The 16389-nt window shown below is 64.3% G+C and carries 14 protein-coding genes; 4 read left to right on the forward strand and 10 right to left on the reverse strand.

Annotated elements, in window-relative coordinates; genetic code table 11:
* Together tal and BLW71_RS10590 are read left to right on the forward strand one after the other, a co-directional pair.
* Positions 1 to 954: a transaldolase gene (gene tal, locus BLW71_RS10585; RefSeq protein WP_091796133.1), complete on the forward strand. Its 954-nt coding sequence runs from the start codon at positions 1 to 3 to the stop codon at positions 952 to 954.
* 249 nt (positions 955 to 1203) lie between these two features.
* Positions 1204 to 1620 carry a VOC family protein gene (locus tag BLW71_RS10590; RefSeq protein WP_091796135.1) on the forward strand — a complete coding sequence of 139 codons (417 nt, stop codon included), beginning with the start codon at positions 1204 to 1206 and terminating at the stop codon, positions 1618 to 1620.
* Between the two features lie 115 nt (positions 1621 to 1735).
* Here the strand turns inward: BLW71_RS10590 and BLW71_RS10595 are convergent, their stop codons facing one another.
* From BLW71_RS10595 to BLW71_RS10630, 8 genes are all read right to left on the reverse strand, one after another.
* Positions 1736 to 2857, reverse strand: a complete 1122-nt coding sequence (locus BLW71_RS10595; RefSeq protein ID WP_091796137.1) for an FUSC family protein — start codon at positions 2855 to 2857, stop codon at positions 1736 to 1738.
* 177 nt (positions 2858 to 3034) lie between these two features.
* Complete coding sequence (gene mctP / locus BLW71_RS10600; protein WP_091796139.1) at positions 3035 to 4585, reverse strand: monocarboxylate uptake permease MctP; 1551 nt, start codon at positions 4583 to 4585, stop codon at positions 3035 to 3037.
* The gene (locus tag BLW71_RS10605) at positions 4585 to 4824 is read right to left on the reverse strand and encodes a DUF3311 domain-containing protein (RefSeq protein ID WP_091796141.1); all 240 of its coding nucleotides are present in this window, start codon (positions 4822 to 4824) and stop codon (positions 4585 to 4587) included. Before BLW71_RS10605 ends, mctP begins: the two co-directional genes overlap by 1 nt.
* Before the next feature lie 432 nt (positions 4825 to 5256).
* Positions 5257 to 6189 (reverse strand): class I SAM-dependent methyltransferase, encoded by a 933-nt coding sequence (locus tag BLW71_RS10610; protein WP_091796146.1) that lies wholly within the window; start codon positions 6187 to 6189, stop codon positions 5257 to 5259.
* The gene (locus tag BLW71_RS10615) at positions 6186 to 6659 is read right to left on the reverse strand and encodes a DNA-deoxyinosine glycosylase (RefSeq protein WP_091796148.1); all 474 of its coding nucleotides are present in this window, start codon (positions 6657 to 6659) and stop codon (positions 6186 to 6188) included. The genes BLW71_RS10610 and BLW71_RS10615 overlap by 4 nt, the downstream gene beginning before the upstream one ends.
* Positions 6659 to 7342 carry a chorismate--pyruvate lyase family protein gene (locus tag BLW71_RS10620; RefSeq protein ID WP_091796150.1) on the reverse strand — a complete coding sequence of 228 codons (684 nt, stop codon included), beginning with the start codon at positions 7340 to 7342 and terminating at the stop codon, positions 6659 to 6661. The genes BLW71_RS10615 and BLW71_RS10620 overlap by 1 nt, the downstream gene beginning before the upstream one ends.
* Before the next feature lie 171 nt (positions 7343 to 7513).
* Positions 7514 to 9337 carry a tetratricopeptide repeat-containing glycosyltransferase family protein gene (locus BLW71_RS10625; RefSeq protein WP_091796152.1) on the reverse strand — a complete coding sequence of 608 codons (1824 nt, stop codon included), beginning with the start codon at positions 9335 to 9337 and terminating at the stop codon, positions 7514 to 7516.
* Between the two features lie 48 nt (positions 9338 to 9385).
* Complete coding sequence (locus tag BLW71_RS10630) at positions 9386 to 11194, reverse strand: tetratricopeptide repeat protein (protein ID WP_091796154.1); 1809 nt, start codon at positions 11192 to 11194, stop codon at positions 9386 to 9388.
* 273 nt (positions 11195 to 11467) lie between these two features.
* On the opposite strand from BLW71_RS10630, the gene BLW71_RS10635 reads away from it, so the two are divergent.
* On the forward strand, positions 11468 to 11737 hold the full coding sequence (locus BLW71_RS10635; RefSeq protein ID WP_177205001.1) for a hypothetical protein: 270 nt from the start codon (positions 11468 to 11470) through the stop codon (positions 11735 to 11737).
* Between the two features lie 124 nt (positions 11738 to 11861).
* Here BLW71_RS10635 and htpG read toward each other — a convergent pair whose 3' ends face one another.
* Positions 11862 to 13766, reverse strand: a complete 1905-nt coding sequence (htpG, locus tag BLW71_RS10640; RefSeq protein ID WP_091796158.1) for a molecular chaperone HtpG — start codon at positions 13764 to 13766, stop codon at positions 11862 to 11864.
* Positions 13767 to 13930: 164 nt separating this feature from the next.
* Positions 13931 to 15385, reverse strand: a complete 1455-nt coding sequence (locus BLW71_RS10645) for an aminotransferase-like domain-containing protein (RefSeq protein ID WP_091796160.1) — start codon at positions 15383 to 15385, stop codon at positions 13931 to 13933.
* Between the two features lie 274 nt (positions 15386 to 15659).
* On the opposite strand from BLW71_RS10645, the gene BLW71_RS10650 reads away from it, so the two are divergent.
* Complete coding sequence (locus BLW71_RS10650) at positions 15660 to 16361, forward strand: VOC family protein (protein WP_091796162.1); 702 nt, start codon at positions 15660 to 15662, stop codon at positions 16359 to 16361.
* The last annotated feature ends 28 nt before the right edge of the window (positions 16362 to 16389 follow it).

Here is a 16389-nt window from a genome sequence, read left to right on the forward strand (position 1 = left end):
ATGACAACCGCACTCGACCAACTCAAGCAATACACCACCGTCGTGGCCGATACCGGCGACTTCCAGCAGCTTGCCCAATACAAGCCGCAAGACGCCACCACCAATCCGTCGCTGATACTGAAAGCGGTGCAGAAAGACGACTACAAGCCGTTGCTCGAAAAGACCGTCAAGGCGCACGCGTCGAAGCCGGTCGGCGCGATCATCGACCAGTTGCTGATCGCATTCGGCACCGAAATTCTCAAGATCATTCCGGGCCGTGTGTCGACCGAAGTCGACGCGCGCCTGTCGTTCGACACGGAAGGCTCGATCGCCAAGGGCCGCGAACTGATCGCGCTGTATAAGGAACACGGCATCGGCCGCGAACGCGTGCTGATCAAGCTCGCCTCCACGTGGGAAGGCATCCGCGCGGCGGAAGTGCTGCAGAAGGAAGGCATCCACTGCAACATGACGCTGCTGTTCTCGCTCGCCCAGGCCGCGGCCTGCGCCGAAGCGGGCGCGCAGTTGATCTCGCCGTTCGTCGGCCGGATTTACGACTGGTACAAGAAAAACGCCGGCAGCGCGTGGGACGAAGCCAAAGACGGCGGCGCCAATGACCCGGGCGTCAAATCCGTGCGCCGCATCTACGCGTACTACAAGAAGTTCGGCTACAAGACCGAGGTGATGGGCGCGAGCTTCCGCACCCCGGGCCAGATTCTGGAACTGGCTGGCTGCGATCTGCTGACCATCAGTCCGGATCTGCTGCAAAAACTGCAGGACAGCACCGAAAAAGTGGAGCGCAAGCTGTCGCCGGACCTCGCCAAGGATACGGACATTGAACGCGTGCCGGTCGACGAATCGTCGTTCCGTTTCCTCGTCAACGACGAAGCCATGGCCACCGAAAAGCTCGCCGAAGGTATCCGTGCCTTCGCCGCGGACGCGGTCAAGCTGGAAAAGCTGATCGACGCGCTGCGTTAAGCCTCGCTCGCGCCGCGCTCAACGCCGGCGCTCGGAACTCGCGGCCCTGGATCTCACGATTCAGGGCCGCGCGCCGTTTACCGGCGAGTTTGCGAGGACCGCGTGTGGCAGTGGCGTGCGGCGCCCCACTCTACGACATATAGTCACAATTGCCGTTTGAGCGGCGACTACAATCGTCTTCACGGGTGCTTTCCCGCCAGTCCTGGCGGGCGATTTCGGTGCCACTGACCTCGATTCCGGGAGACGATCATGCAGGTTCAACCCTACGTATTCTTTAACGGGCGTTGCGAAGAAGCGCTCGACTACTACTGCGCGAAGCTCGGCGCCCAGGTGACCTTCAAGATGCGTTACAAGGAGGCGCCGCCCGATCCGAAAAACCAGCCGCGCCCCGGTCTCGAAGAGAAAATCATGCACGCCAACGTGCGGATGGGTTCGACCGACTGGATGGCCTCCGACGGCCATTGCGATCCCGCTGCCGGCTCGATGAACGGTTTCAGCCTCTCGCTGACAGCCGACGACACGGCCTCCGCCGAACAGTACTTCACGGCCCTCGCCGATGGCGGCCAGGTCATGATGCCGTTCCAGCCGACCTTCTGGAGCAAGGGCTTCGGGATGGTAGTGGACCGCTTCGGTCTGATGTGGATGGTGACGCTGCCGGAAGGTTGAGCGCGGCGAGGCGGTGGGCGCTCTCGTGGAGCGCGTCTTATCGTGCCTAGTGCGGTTTATCGCGCGCAGTACGGTTCATCGCACCCGGCGCGGCCGCCTCGTCGGTTCCACCAGCCTAACCCCTCACCGGCATCCGCGAATTCCGTTCGATGTTCCAGTTCGACTCCGTTTCCAGCAACTGCTCGCGCAGCCGGTCAACCTGTTCGGCAAGCCGTTGTCCGAGCCAATACGGCCCCTGAAGTTCGGCCGGCAGTTTGAGCGCCGCGTCGCCGTGCCGCTGCGCGAGCGGCGACGCGGCCGGAATGCCGAAATGCGTCGCCCGCCCAAAGCGCAGACCACGCGCCATCGCCAGCAGTATCGCGCGCACGGCGCTCACCTCGCCGCATTGCCTGGCATAGGCGGCGCGCGCTACGGCGTCGGCGTGCATCAGCGGGCCGGTGGCCAGCAACTCCAGTGAACTGAGCAGCGAGCGGTGCAGCCGCTGAATCTCTTCGAGCTTCGCTTGCGGCACATCGATTTCCTTCGCCACCGAAGGCATCAACGAACGCAATTGCACGAGCCGCTTGTTGATGGCAAGAAAGCGCTTGACCTGCTCTTCCTCGCTGATCGTCTCGCCTTCCAGCAGGCGCGTGTAGATACGCGCGCATTCGCGCAGATTGGCCGCGATGCCGTAGCGCCACGAATAGGTGGCATGCAACGGCAGCGCAAACGAAAAAGCCAACGCGATCACAATGCCGATCAGCACATTGAGCGTGCGCCACAGGCCGACGTCGATCAGGTTGTCGCCGTGACCCGCGACGATACACATGGTGATGGCCGTCAAGAGCCCGATATACCCGGACGAGCCGATCGCAAACCACGCGCAGATGCCCGCGACGATCGACATCAGCACATAGGTGAGCGGCAGCGAGCCGGTCAGGTTTTGCAGGAGGATCAGGCCGAGCCCGATTGTCGCCCCGAGCAGCGTGCCCGCCGCCCGTTCGGTCGCCTTCTTGCGGATGTTGCCGTGATGCTGCAAGCCGCCGATCACCACCAGCAGCGTCACCGAAGACCAGATGCCGTGCGGAATATCGATCCCGGTGGTCGCCAGAATCGAAACCAGCATCGCCACGCCGACGCGCAGACTATGCAGCACCTTGGCATGGCGATAGCGGTAGTACGGCGACGTCACCGCGCGAACCATCCGGCTGAACGCCGAGCGGCGAGGAATCAAAGTATGGGAATCGGCAGAAGCCATGGCGGCGCGCTCGATGCGGTAAAGGATGGTTCCGCTATCCTGCCCTGGAGTGCCCTATCAAGACAAACATCGGCAACACAATGCCATCAAGACAAACGCCCGCAAACTTTCGTCTGCGGGCGCTGCGCTTTTCAAGCTCTCGAACCCGTTAAGCGGGACGAGGCAAGCTAGTCGTGCTTAGCTTTCGACCACGTCCAGATAGTCTTCCGGACGGGTACGGTCTTCGGCGCGCTGCATGCCGGCCGCGCGCACCAGCAGGCTCACCACCACCGACACCACCAGGTTCACGATCAGCGACCACACCGCCGCGTAGCCCGGAATCGCCATGCCGAACAGGTGAATCGTGAAGATCGAACCGGCCAGCTTCAGCGAAATCGCCATCCACGTACCGGTTGCGATACCGACCGCCCAGCCGGCCAGCAAGCCGCGATAGTCGAGCACGCGCGTGTACAGACCCAGCACGATCGCCGGCAGCGTCTGGATGATCCAGATACCGCCGAGCAGCTGCAACTGGATCGCGTACGTGAGCGGCAGACCGAGAATGAACGCCACCGCGCCGACCTTGACGATCAGCGAGACCAGCTTGGCGACATTGGTCTCCTGCTCATGCGTCATATTGCGGTTGACGAACTCCTTGTGGATGTTGCGCGTGTACAGGTTCGCTGCCGCGATCGACATGATTGCCGCCGGCACCAGCGCGCCGATGCCGATTGCCGCGAAAGCCACGCCGACGAACCACGACGGGAAGTAATGCAGGAACAGCGCCGGCACCGCGAAGTTCGGGCCGAACGCCTTGAAGTACGGCGCGAACTCCGGCATGTCCTTCACACCCGAGGCGAGCGCCATGAAACCGAGCAGCGCGAGCAGGCCGAGCACCAGCGAGTAGGCCGGCAGCATGGCCATATTGCGGCGGATGGTGTTACCCGACTTCGACGACAGCACCGCCGTGATCGAGTGCGGGTACAGGAACAGCGCGAGCGCCGAACCCACCGCGAGCGTCGCGTACGCGCTGTAGCCGTTCAGGCTGGAGACGTCCGGCGCCTTCAGCAACAGCTTGGCCGGCGGCACGATGCTGAAGATGTGGCCGAAGCCGCCCAGTTGCGGCGGAATCACGATGACCGCGGCAAAGATCGTGATGTAGATCAGGATGTCCTTGACCACCGCGATCATGGCCGGCGCGCGCAGGCCCGAGGTGTACGTGTAGGCCGCGAGAATCGCGAAAGCAATGATCAGCGGCAGATCGCCGACAAAGCCCTTGGTGTCGAAACCGAGCGCGCCGATCACCACTTCGATACCCACCAGTTGCAGCGCGATATACGGCATGGTGGCGACGATACCAGTCACGGCGACCGCCAGAGCGAGCATCCGGCTGCCATAGCGCGCCGACACGAAGTCCGCCGATGTCACGTAGCCCTGACGTTTGGCGATGCTCCACAGTTTCGGGAACACGACGAACGCGAACGGATAGATCAGGATCGTGTATGGCAGCGCGAAGAAACCGGTTGCGCCCGCACCGAACACCAGCGCCGGCACGGCGATGAAGGTGTACGCGGTGTACAGGTCGCCGCCCAGCAGGAACCAGGTGACGATGGTCCCGAAGCGCCGGCCGCCAAGGCCCCACTCTTCCAGATGCGCGAGGTCGCCACGCCGCCAATGGGCCGCAATAAAGCCGAGAATCGTGACGCCGATAAAAAACAGAACGAAGACGAAAGTTGCTGTGGCGTTCATTATCGTGCGCCCCCTTGCGGACGGCTATTCGAGCGCGTCTTGGTCTTGAAGTACACGAGCGCCGTGATGACGGCGCTGATCAGCACCCACAGGAGCTGATACCAGTAGAAGAACGGAAAATCGAACAGCACCGGTTCGACCTTGTTATATGACGGCACCCAGATCATTGCGATCCAGGGCAACAGCAGCAACCAGAGCCAGTGCTTGCTGGCTTTGTTCGCGTCGGCGTCGTGAGCCATGACGTCTCCTCTTCCCTATTATTGAAATGTTGGCCCGTGTTTGACGGGTGGTGGATCCCGCAGCGAGGGGTCGCCTCGCGAATGCCAACGGGCGCCCCGAAAGCTTCGAAAGAGTATAGGAGCCGCGAACGCCCGGTCAAGCAGGGACGACCCGAGCACGACCGTGCTTTCGGGGTCGGTGGCGGGGTGTCCGAATCGGCGTTGTCGATGCGATGAGGCGGGGCGCGGGAAAGTCCGTGCGGCCTGGCTCTGACAGGCCGCCCGTCCGCGTCACGGGGACGCGGACCGGCTATTCAATGCGCGATGGATGGTGCTGCAGGCAACCGTCGCGTGGGCGCAACGGCGAAGGGAGAGGCAGCTCGGCAATTGCGCCTCTATGCTGCTTCGGGCCGGACCCGGCTTGTGCGAGTCCGACCGCTTCGGCACGCCAGATCAGATCGAGAACGCGGCGCCGGTCTGTCCGGTCGATTCCTGCAAACCCTTGATCCACTTGCGTGCGGGCAAACCGAGTTCGGTTTCGATCAGCTTGGCGCGCGTTTGCAGCGCCGTGAACGGGACCTCGAGCGGCGGCCCCGAAAACGCGATCGCGATGCGGTTGCCGTCGTGCACTTCCGGCAGCGCGACCACGCGGCCGTCGAAGGCTTCGTTCAGACGCTTCATGTTGCGCACGAAGCTCGGATGATCGCCGAACAGGTTCACGGTCACCACGCCCGCTTCGGTCAGACACGCGCGCACCGCACGATAGAAGCCGACGCTGTCGAGCACCGGACCGCGCGCGGTCGCGTCGTAGACGTCGATCTGCAGCGCGCCGATCGTGCCGTGGTTGGCGCGGTCGTTGACGAAGTCCCATGCATCCATTTCGTGCACGCTCAAACGCGCGTCGTCGTGCGGCAGTTCGAACATGGTCCGCGCCGCCACCACGACTGCCGGGTTCACTTCCACCGCCTCGACCTTCGCGTGCTTCAGGAAGCGGTGCGCGAACTTGGTCAGCGCCGCGGCGCCCAAACCGAGCTGGACGATGCGCCTGGGCGTTTCGATGAACAGCAGCCAGGCCATCATCTGCTGCGCGTATTCGAGTTCGATGTGATCCGGCTTGCGCAAACGCATCGCGCCTTGAACCCACTCCGTGCCGAAATGCAGGAAGCGCACGCCGCCCTCTTCCGAGAACGTCACCGGCGCGAAACGGGGCTTGCGCGGCGCTTCGATTTGCGGCGCGTCGTGCAGATCTTCGTCGTGCGAAGCGCTCTTCTTGCCACGCGGGAGCTTCTGCTCGTTCTGCTTTTGAGGACGACCGCCGGTGGCGTCAGCGTCACGGTTGCGGAAGGCACGCGCTTCAGCGGAAGCGCGCTTGATCAATTTCGTCATGTAAGGATGTCGCGCCAAAGACGCAATTTTTGGTCGAACGAGAGCATAGCATTCGCCGGACTCGACGAAGGCAATACGAGGGTGGCGTAGCCCGCTGCGCCGATCACCGGCGCGAAGCGGCCCGCCGTCTTGCCGTTGAAGCAGACTTTCGCGAGCTTCGGCGCGTGCTCGCGCAACGAAGCGAAATCGTTCGGACTGGCATTGCGGATCGCCGCATCGAGACTGCCTTCGCGCGTACAGGCGGCGAGCACGTCCCACACACCGATGCCGTGAGCCAGCACGCGCCGCAGACGCTCTTCGTAGGCGAGTTCGGCGAGCGGTTCGTCGAGCACGGTGCCGAGAAGCCGCCAGAACTGGTTGCGCGGATGCGCGTAATACTGTGTCGCGGCGAGCGACGCCTCGCCGGGAAAGCTGCCGAGAATCAGCGTATGCGTATCCGCCGCGGCGACGGGAGGAAAGCCGCGCAGCATCAGCGGCGCCGCTCGTCGGTCGCGCGCGTGGCGGGATGCGCGCGCGATGCGGTGTGCTCGAGCGGACGGCCGTGTTCGCGCACGCGCGGATGCGCGAGCCACTCGTCCGACCAGCTCGCGTGAGACAAGCCCGCCAGATGCGCCCATAGCGCCGGCAGCATGCATTCGGTCACCATCAAAGGCGCGCCGTGGCGCTCGAACACCGAGCGGCGCGCGACCACCGCGTGCGGCGGCAAGCCTTCGACCGCGCGCGCCGCGAGGCGATAGAGCGGATGCCGCGCAGTCAATCTGCGGCTCACCAGCGACGAACGCGCCACGCTGCTGTCGCTATACAGCAACTCGGCCAGCGGCCGCGTACGCAAGCGCCGCATGGCTTGCCAGACGCCGGCGCTCGCGGCGAGCGGCGCGATGCTGTGCGCCGCCACGAACGGCACGCCGTCGACCGCGAGGACGACTTCGCGTACCCACACCGGCGCGCGCGGCGCGAGACCGAGCGCGGCGCTCTCGTCGGCCCACGGCAGCGCGACGCCCTCATGCGTCACGCGTACCTCGACAGCGCCGAGCGCACGCAGATGCGCGGTCAGTGAACCACCACGGGTCAACCAGTCTTTCTGCGCGGCGCTCAAGCCGGGCAACGGAGCGACGCGCCAGTGGGCGTCGGCGGCAACGAAACGGATAGACATGGTGTCGGATTATAACGGCGCGGCCGTCGGACCCTTCCCCGCCGCGCACGCCCTTTCCTTCAGCGGATTCCATCTTTTACGACGCGGGTCGCGAAGCACTTCGATTCGATTGCCGATTTCGGATCATTCCGCTTTTTCGCCGCCCTGCTCGCGCCAGAACGCGCCACGCTCTCAGCTAGCGACAAAATCGCGCAATGCTCGCGCGACTTCATCGAGCAACGTATCCCACCGTCCCAACTCGCGCTGCCTGAACAGACGCGCCGACGGATACCACGGACTATCGTCGCGCTCCGTCATCCAGCGCCAGTCCGTGAAGGTCGGCACCAGCACCCAGACCGGCGTGCCGCACGCACCGGCCAGATGGGCAACCGCGGTGTCCACCGTGATGACCAGATCGAGCGACTGCACGATCGCGAGCGTATCGGCGAACGTGCCGATCTCGGGCCCAAGCCTGTGCATGCCGAGATCCGTGCGCCACGTCACCGCCTCGTTTTGCGCCTCGCCCTTTTGCAGCGAAAACCAGCTCACGCCGGTTTGCTCCAGAGCCGGCAGCCATTGCGGCAACGGAATGGACCGGTAGCGATCGAGCCCGTACGCCGGATTGCCGGCCCAGACAATGCCGACGCGCTTTGCAGACGGGCCGCACGCACCGACCGGCGCAAGGGCGTCGAGGCGGTTCCGCCAACGCTGCGCCTGGGCCGGCGATGCACGCAGATAAGATGTGGCGAGCGGCAACATCGGCAAATCGAGATTCATGGGCTCCGGCATTCTGAGCATGCGGCACCAGTAGTCGTACGGTCCGGGCGGCGCGGTGGTCCACGCGGCATGCACACCCGTCGCGAGACGCGCGACTTCGCCCAGCGGAACCTCGACCCAGACATCCACTTGCGCGCCAAGACGATGCAACCAGTCGGCCATGCGCAAGAACTGCAATTGATCGCCAAGCCCTTGCTCGCCAACGAGCAGAAAGCGGCGACCCGCCACCGGCTCACCTCGCCACTCTGGAAAATTCGGGCGAGCCAGATCGCGATTTTCCGGCAACGCCTCATGCCATCGGTATTGCTTCCAGCCGTTTTTAAAGTCGCCCGCGCGCAATTGCGCAGCAGCCAGATTGAATTGCATCAGCGGATGATCGGGCATCAGCCGCGCGGCTTCGACAGCATGCGCATGCATAGCCGGGAATTCGCCCAGCATGTTGAACGCAAACGACGCGTTGTGATGCAGCCAGCCGTTATACGGATCGACGCCGATGCCCTGAATGGCGACGCTGATCGCGTCTCTGAAACGCTCTACGCCATTCAGCGTGTAAGCCACCTGTTGCAGCGCGAATGCGTCCGCCGCGAAACGCGTGCGCAACTCGGCGATCACGCCGTCGATCGCGTCGCCGCGCTGCGCTTGCCACAGAGCCGCAATCAATTCGAGCGCGTCGGGCAGATGCGTCGAGTCGAGCCGCCAGGCACGCAGCCAGTAGTCCGCTGCGTGCTGATGACCTTCGAGCTGCGTACTGATTCGCGCCAGCGCGCGCACCGCATGATGCAATGCCGGCTCGAGTTCGAGCGCTTCGAGGTAGTGCCCGCGTGCTTCGGCGAGTCGCATCGAAAGCTTCAGGCAGTCGGCCAGATTGCGATGCAGGCTCGCGGTGCCGCCGCCCAGGCTCATGGCGCGATGGTAGAACGCTTCGGCCGCGATCAGCTCGCCGCCCAGCGCGGCGATCAAGCCGCGGTGCTCCCAGATATCCGCACGCTCAGGCGCGAGGTTCAATGCCAGATCGAGATACTCGCGCGACCGCTCAGTTTGATCGACACGGAAAGATGCGAGGCCGAGACGGTGGAGCGCATGTACGTTTTGCGGTTGTTCCGCGAGGACCCGCTGGTAGTCGGCTATCGCTTCGAGATGACGCCCCGCGGCGAAGCAGGCGTCGGCATGTGCGGTGATTGCGGCGACATCGTCGGAGAAGGAAGTGCTGAGTAGTAAATCTGTTTCGTGCATCAACATCGATCAATCAGTTGCGTGAATTGCTTTATCTGCAATGGTCTGCGCCGCTTAGGCTTTCTGGTCCGGTGACATCATGGCCGCAAGATGCGCCGCCACCCGCTCGACCACCGGCGCCCACTGTGCAGGCTGCGGCTGCCGGAACAGATCGACGGAGTCGTACCAGAACTGCGACTCCTGCGTGCCCCACGACCAGTGCGAGACGTGATCCAGCATTGCCACTACGCGATGCCCTAATGCGCCGCCGAGATGCAATGGCGCGCTGTCGATCGTTACCAGCGCGTCCAGCGCGGCAAGATGGGCGGCCACGTCATCAAAACCGTGCTCGTAGCCATCGGTCAGGTCGCACAGGTGATAACCCTGCGCGGCGAGCGCCGTCACATCGGCATGGCGTGCGGGCGTGAGCGGATGGAATACGACATCGGGCAGCGCCAGCAGCGGTGCCAATGCCGCAAGCGGGATCGACCGTTTGGCGTCGCGCCGATGCGTCGGGCTGCCCGACCAGACGAGGCCGATTTGCCACTTCGCCTCGGGCGCGCGTGCGCCGACCCGTTCGCGCCACGCCGTCACCTTCGCTGCATCGGCCCGCAGGTACGGGGTGCCGCGGATCTGCTCCGGATGGAGGCCAAGCACGAGCGGCAGGCTCATCATCGGCAACGCGTAGTCTGGCGAGCCGAGCGGTCCGTCTTCGATCGACACGCAATCGGCGTAGAAACGCGCAAACAGCGGTTGCAACGCACGACGCACGGCGAGCACCAGCCGGCCGCCTTCGTCGCGAACGCGAGCGGCCATGAACGGAATGAAGCGGACCATCTGGATGTCGTCGCCGCTGCCCTGCTCGCTGTGGACCACCAGCGTCTTGCCGCCGAGCGCTTCACCACGCCAGCGCGGGCACAAGCGCGCCATCAGACTGACGACGTTGTTCTGTTCGCGGTCTTCGCGCGCAAGACGCGCCTCGAAACGCGGCCACGCGCTCGACCAGGCGCCGCGCCGCAGTTCGAGATCGGCGAGATCGACCGCGGCCTGCACCCCCGACGGATCGAGCGCGAGCGCCGCATGCAGCGCCGCTTCGCTCTCCTCATAGCGCGCCTGCTCGCCGAGATACATGCCGATTGCCGCCAGCACGTCCGCATTGCCAGGCGCGGCGGCGTCCATGGCGCGCATGGTGGCCTCCGACGCTGCCGGGTCGTCGCACTGCCATTGAGCGTGACTGAGTTGCCACGCCATTTCCGCATCGCCGGGATGACGCGCAAGACTCTCGCGGCAGACGCGCTCGACCACCGGCCAGTCGCGAATCTCGCGAAACGCCAACGCGAGTTGCAACGGCAAGGCCGAATCGATCGCGGGGTCGAGCGCATAGGCCCGCAGCAGCGCCGCGCGACGCTCGGCTCGCGCGTCCGCCCCGGGCAGTGCGGCCAACGCGATCGACAAACACCACGGCGCGCGCGCGTCCCGCGGCGCTCGACGCTCATAGACACGCAGCATGGGTACAGCCGCCGACGGCGCGCCGCAGTCATCGATCAGCCAGGCCACCCAGTCGAGCGTCGCCTCGAGCGGCTGCGCGGCCACCGCCAACTCGCTGTGACGCTGCGCCGCCTCGGCCTGACCGAGCGCGTCGGCAAACAGCGCGAGCCGGGCATGGCGCGCCCCGTTCGCGCACGCTTGCGCCTGCGACGCGCTGTGATACGCCGCTTCGAAATGCGCCGCGCTCGCACACAGGTCCGCATGCAATTGCGGCGTGACGCCTGCCGCGGCTAATTCGGCCGCGCGCCGCGCGGCGGCATCGAAACCTTGCTCGCGCAGGATCGACCACAGGAGATGAACAGAATCGGGAGGGACGGCCAAGGCGGAATCGGGCATGGGAATGAGGAGCGTGGTTGTCGCGGGCGAGTGCGTAGTCGCAAAAATAAGATCTAGTGCTAGCGGCGCTTAAAGATCGCCAAATAATCCTTTAAGCCTCCGAATAAAAATCGCGCGATCATAAGATAAAGCCGAGCATTGGCATCTCACAAACCAATCTCAATTTAATGCCATTGCTTCTGTTTATTTAGTTAACCATAATTAATTTCGACCGATGCCCGGGCGCAGCCCCACCGGCCGATCAGATCAACCCATCACAACTTGGAGCAACACTTGAACACTGCGAAATCGAAGGAAACGTCCGACCGCATCGCTCATCTAGCCGCTGTCGTATTGCGGCGCGCGGGTGTCGCGCAACTGGAAAAGGAACTGGCGGGATCGGCACTGGCGCAGCATCACACGTCGAAACAGACCAGCAAGGCGATCGGCAGTCTCGCGGCGAAAGTGCTGGCCGATCATGCCGCGTGTCACGAGGCAAAGGAATTGGCCGGCTGCGTGCTCTCGCAAGTACGTCATGTGGAGGCAGCGGCTCCCGCGCGTTAAGCCCCTGGCTTGAGAGCACCGAAGCGGCTCTGACATTGCCGCGTCGGATAAAAAAAATGCGCTGCCGAAGCAGCGCATTTTTCAACCACAAGCGTTATTGCAACGCCGCGGAATCAGGCTCGTCTTACGCCTGGCTCGCGCGCGCCAGCAACAGCGCATTGGTGCGTTTCACGAAGCTCGCCGGGTCTTCCAGCGCGCCGCCTTCGGCGAGCAAGGCCTGATCGAACAGCAGATGGCACCAGTCGCCGAAGTTCGCGCTGTCCGCATGCAGCCCCTTCACCAGCGCGTGTTCCGGATTCACTTCGAGAATCGGATGGAACGACGGCGCTTGCTGGCCCGCGGCCTTCAGCATGCGTTGCAGGTAGCCGCTCATTTCGCCGTCGTCGGCAACGAGGCAAGACGGCGAATCGGTCAGGCGGAACGTGAGGCGCACGTCCTTGGCCTTGTCCTTCAGCGCTTCCTTCATCTTCTCGACGAGCGGCTTGAACTCTTCGCCGACCTTTTCCTGCGCCTCTTTTTCTTCGTCGTTCAACGCGCCCAGATCGAGGTCGCCACGCGCCACGCTTTGCAGCGGCTTGCCTTCGAACTCGTTCAGGAACGACAGGATCCATTCATCCACGCGATCGGTCAGCAGCAGCACTTCCACGCCCTTCTTGCGGAACACTTCGAGGTGCGGGCTGTGGGTCGCGGCTTGCCAGGTGTCGGCGGTGACGTAGTAGATCTTGGTCTGCTCGGGCTTCATGCGCGCGACGTAGTCGGCGAGCGACACGGTCTGCTCCGGCGTGTCCGTATGCGTCGACGCAAAGCGCACGAGCTTCGCGATCCGCTCGCGATTGGCGAAGTCTTCGCCGATGCCTTCCTTCAGCACCTGGCCGAATTCCTTCCAGAAACCGGCGTACTTTTCCTTGTCCGCCTCGTTATCCGAATTGGCCAGCTCTTCGAGCATGGACAGCGCGCGCTTGGTCACGCCTTCGCGGATCGCTTTCACGTCGCGGCTTTCCTGCAGGATTTCGCGCGACACGTTCAGCGGCAGATCCGCCGAATCGACCACGCCCTTCACGAAACGCAGATAGGCCGGCAGCAGTTGCTCGGCGTCGTCCATGATAAACACGCGCTTCACGTACAGCTTGAGGCCGCCGCGATAATCGCGGTTGAACATGTCGAACGGCGCGTGGGTCGGCACATACAGCAATTGCGTGTACTCGCTGCGGCCTTCGACGCGGTTATGCGTCCACGTGAGCGGATCCTGATGGTCATGCGAAAGGTGCTGATAGAACTGCTTGTACTGCTCGTCGGTGATCTCGTTCTTCGCACGCGTCCACAGTGCGCTGGCCTGATTGACGGTCTCGTCTTCGTCCTTCGTGACCATCTCGCTCTTTTCCGCGTCCCACTCTTCCTTCTGCATCAGGATCGGCAACGCGACGTGGTCCGAATACTTCTGGATGATCGATTTCAGACGATGCGACGACAGCAGTTCGTCTTCATCGGCACGTAGATGCAGCGTGATGGTCGTGCCGCGCGCGGCGCGCTCGATCTGCTCGACCGCGAAATCGCCCTCGCCCGCGCTTTCCCAGCGCACGCCTTCCGAGGCCGGCAAACCGGCGCGGCGCGTTTCGACCGTGATCTTGTCCGCGACGATAAAGCCCGAATAGAAGCCCACGCCGAACTGGCCGATCAGCGCAGCGTCTTTCTGCTGGTCGCCGGAGAGCTTGCCGAAGAATTCCTTGGTGCCCGAGCGCGCGATCGTGCCGAGGTTGGCGATCGCTTCGTCGCGGCTCATGCCAATGCCGTTGTCGTCGAGCGTGATGGTGCGTGCGGCCTTGTCGTACGACACGCGAATCCGCAGATTCGGATCGTTCTCGTACAACGCGCTGTTTTCGATTGCTTCGAAGCGCAGCTTGTCGGCCGCGTCGGACGCGTTCGAAATCAGCTCGCGCAGAAAGATTTCCTTGTTGCTGTACAGCGAATGGATCATCAGGTGCAGAAGCTGTTTCACTTCTGCCTGAAAGCTCATGGTTTCTTGTGCCATGGTCGGACTTCCTCTCTGTTGCGAATGGGGTTCAAGTCGGGCGCGGCGCCGTTCGTTGCGGGCTGCCCGCCGGCGTGCCGCCGGCCGCCGGTGGGCCGGCCACCGGAGCCGCGAGCCGCGGTACGCCGGATCGTCCGCCTAATTGGGGGCGAGCCGGCGCGGTTTCAAGAGGCGCGCCGCGCCACGCTGTCGAGATAGCGGCATAGAAACGTCGCCAGCTCCGGGTCACCGCAGTTGGCGATATTGAAGCGCATCCAGGTGGTCGGTGACTGCTGCGGTGAGAACAGGCTGCCGGGCGTGAGCAGGAAGCCGGCTTCGTGGCCGGCGGCCGCCAGCGCGTCGGCATCGACGCCCGTGTCGGCCCACAGGAACATGCCGGCCATCGGCGTCAGGAACAGCTTCAGCCCGGTCTTCTCCAGCATCCGCACGGACTTCTCGCGCACGCCGTCGAGCCGCACGCGCAGCCGTTCGACATGCCGCCGGTAGTGGCCCTCGGTCAGGATCTTGTACAGGACACGCTCGTTCAGTTCCGGGCTCGTCATGCCGACCAGCATCTTCTGGTCGCTAACCGCGATTGCCACCTCGGGCGAGCAGGCAATGAAGCCGACCCGCAGATTCGGTGCAAGCGTTTTCGAGAAACTGCCGAGGTAGATCACGCGCTTCAACTGGTCGAGGCTCGCGAGCCGCGTGCCGGGATAGCTCGGCGGACACAGATCGCCGTAAATATCGTCCTCGACGACGATGAAGTCGTACGCTTCGGCAAGACGCAGAATACGGAACGCCTGGGCCGCCGTGAGCGACGTGCCGGTGGGGTTCTGCAGCACCGAATTGATCACCAGCATTTTCGGCCGCCAGGTCTGCACGAGCGACTCGAGCGCATCGAGATCGGGGCCGTCCGGCGTGTACGGCATGCCGACCAGCCGCGCGCCCTGCGAGGCGAAGCGCCCGAACATCTGGAACCACGCCGGATCGCCGACGATCACCGCATCGCCGGGTTTCACGTAGATGCGCGAGATCAGATCGATGGCCTGGGTGATGCCGGACACCATCACGATCTGATCCGGCGAAGCGCCGATCTCCAACTCTTCCAGCCGCGTCTGCAACTGCTGACGCAGCGGCAGGAAGCCCTGCGGCGTACCGATACCGAGCATTTGCGCGCCGCTTTGCCGGCCGAGAGTGCGCAGCGCGTTGGTGATCAGATCGCCGTCGAGCCAGCGCGCCGGCAGATAACCGAGGCCGGGACTGCGCTCCGGACGTGCGCCCGTGTGCAGCATGTTGCGCAGCAGCCAGACCACGTCGATGGTGGCGGGCGCGGGGGCCGCCTCGGCGAGCCGATGAATCTCGGCGGAGGCCGCCGCGGCCAGCCGCTCGCGCACATAGAATCCGGAACCGCGCCGCGACTCCAGAAAACCCTGCGCCACCAGCCGTTCGTACGCCTCGACCACGGTGAAACGCGACACGCCCTTGTCGAGCGCGAGCTTGCGGATCGACGGCATGCGCATACCGGGGCGGAACACGCGTTCCTCGATACGACGGCGCGCCCACTGGACGAGCTGCTCCACCAGCGTCAGCGACGCGGTGTCGTGCGGGGCGGGAATCTGGGCAAGCGGGACGGACATAACGGGCTCCAACTGTACCGAACAGTATCGAATCGATTGTACCGTTACTGTGCCGGTGGGCGCCGCTACATTTGAGATAAGCAAAGGATGGGACGCAGTCCGGCGGCGCTTAGAGAGCCATCCCGGGATCCACGCGTGATCCGGCAATACCCTGCCGAAACGCCATCCGCATGGCCCGCCGATCCGGCAAACGGTTATGCTTACGGCCCCGGCAACGCTGCCGCCACACCCGGCACGTACCGGTTTACCGCAGAAACCGTTTCCTCGATCCGTCATGACTGCTCACCCGCTCCGCCTCGATCACCTCGTGATTTCCGCCCGCACCCTCGACGAGGGCACGCAGTACGTCGCCGACACGCTTGGCGTCGCCCCGGCCGGCGGCGGCGCGCATCCGTTGATGCGCACGCACAACCGCCTGCTGAACCTGTGGGGCGGCGTGTATCTGGAAGTGATCGCGATCGATCCGCTGGCCGCGTCGCCGGACCATGCGCCGGCCGGCGGCGATGCGCCGCGCGCCCGCCTGTTCGCCCTCGACGACCCGGCCACGCACGCGCGGCTCGAAAACGGGCCGTATCTGTCGCACTGGGTCGCCCGGGTCGAGCGGCCGAAACACCTCCCGACGTGGCAAGCGCAGTATCCGCAGCGCATTGCTCCGGTGATTCCGATGACGCGCGGCGATTTCACCTGGGGCCTGACCGTGCCCGACGACGGCGCATTCCCCGCCTGGCAAGGCGTCGGCGACGGTGTGCTGCCCTCGCTGATTCAGTGGGACACGGTGCGGCATCCGTCGGCGGTGCTGCCGGAAACGGGCATCACGCTAAAGTCCCTGAAGGGCGTGCATCCGCAAGCCGAGACGGTGGCGGCGCAACTGCGGTGGCTGGGTGCGGCGCATCTGATCGAGTTGCAGTCCACGGAAGGCGCGCCGGCGCTCGTCGCCGAGTTTGAAACACCCGACGGTCTACGGACCCTTAAATAAGCAGCGCGCGCGGGTCGCCGACTCGCGC

Origin of the sequence: Burkholderia sp. WP9, from assembly GCF_900104795.1 — a bacterium.
Classification (GTDB): Bacteria; Pseudomonadota; Gammaproteobacteria; order Burkholderiales; family Burkholderiaceae; genus Paraburkholderia.

Bases quoted from the DNA above. Each gene is read 5' to 3' on its own strand.
- tal (WP_091796133.1), top strand. From the start codon at position 1: ATGACAACCGCACTCGACCAACTCAAGCAATACACCACCGTCGTGGCC.
- BLW71_RS10590 (WP_091796135.1), top strand. From the start codon at position 1,204: ATGCAGGTTCAACCCTACGTATTCTTTAACGGGCGTTGCGAAGAAGCG.
- BLW71_RS10595 (WP_091796137.1), bottom strand. From the start codon at position 2,857: ATGGCTTCTGCCGATTCCCATACTTTGATTCCTCGCCGCTCGGCGTTC.
- mctP (WP_091796139.1), bottom strand. From the start codon at position 4,585: ATGAACGCCACAGCAACTTTCGTCTTCGTTCTGTTTTTTATCGGCGTC.
- BLW71_RS10605 (WP_091796141.1), bottom strand. From the start codon at position 4,824: ATGGCTCACGACGCCGACGCGAACAAAGCCAGCAAGCACTGGCTCTGG.
- BLW71_RS10610 (WP_091796146.1), bottom strand. From the start codon at position 6,189: ATGACGAAATTGATCAAGCGCGCTTCCGCTGAAGCGCGTGCCTTCCGC.
- BLW71_RS10615 (WP_091796148.1), bottom strand. From the start codon at position 6,659: ATGCTGCGCGGCTTTCCTCCCGTCGCCGCGGCGGATACGCATACGCTG.
- BLW71_RS10620 (WP_091796150.1), bottom strand. From the start codon at position 7,342: ATGTCTATCCGTTTCGTTGCCGCCGACGCCCACTGGCGCGTCGCTCCG.
- BLW71_RS10625 (WP_091796152.1), bottom strand. From the start codon at position 9,337: ATGTTGATGCACGAAACAGATTTACTACTCAGCACTTCCTTCTCCGAC.
- BLW71_RS10630 (WP_091796154.1), bottom strand. From the start codon at position 11,194: ATGCCCGATTCCGCCTTGGCCGTCCCTCCCGATTCTGTTCATCTCCTG.
- htpG (WP_091796158.1), bottom strand. From the start codon at position 13,766: ATGGCACAAGAAACCATGAGCTTTCAGGCAGAAGTGAAACAGCTTCTG.
- BLW71_RS10645 (WP_091796160.1), bottom strand. From the start codon at position 15,385: ATGTCCGTCCCGCTTGCCCAGATTCCCGCCCCGCACGACACCGCGTCG.
- BLW71_RS10650 (WP_091796162.1), top strand. From the start codon at position 15,660: ATGACTGCTCACCCGCTCCGCCTCGATCACCTCGTGATTTCCGCCCGC.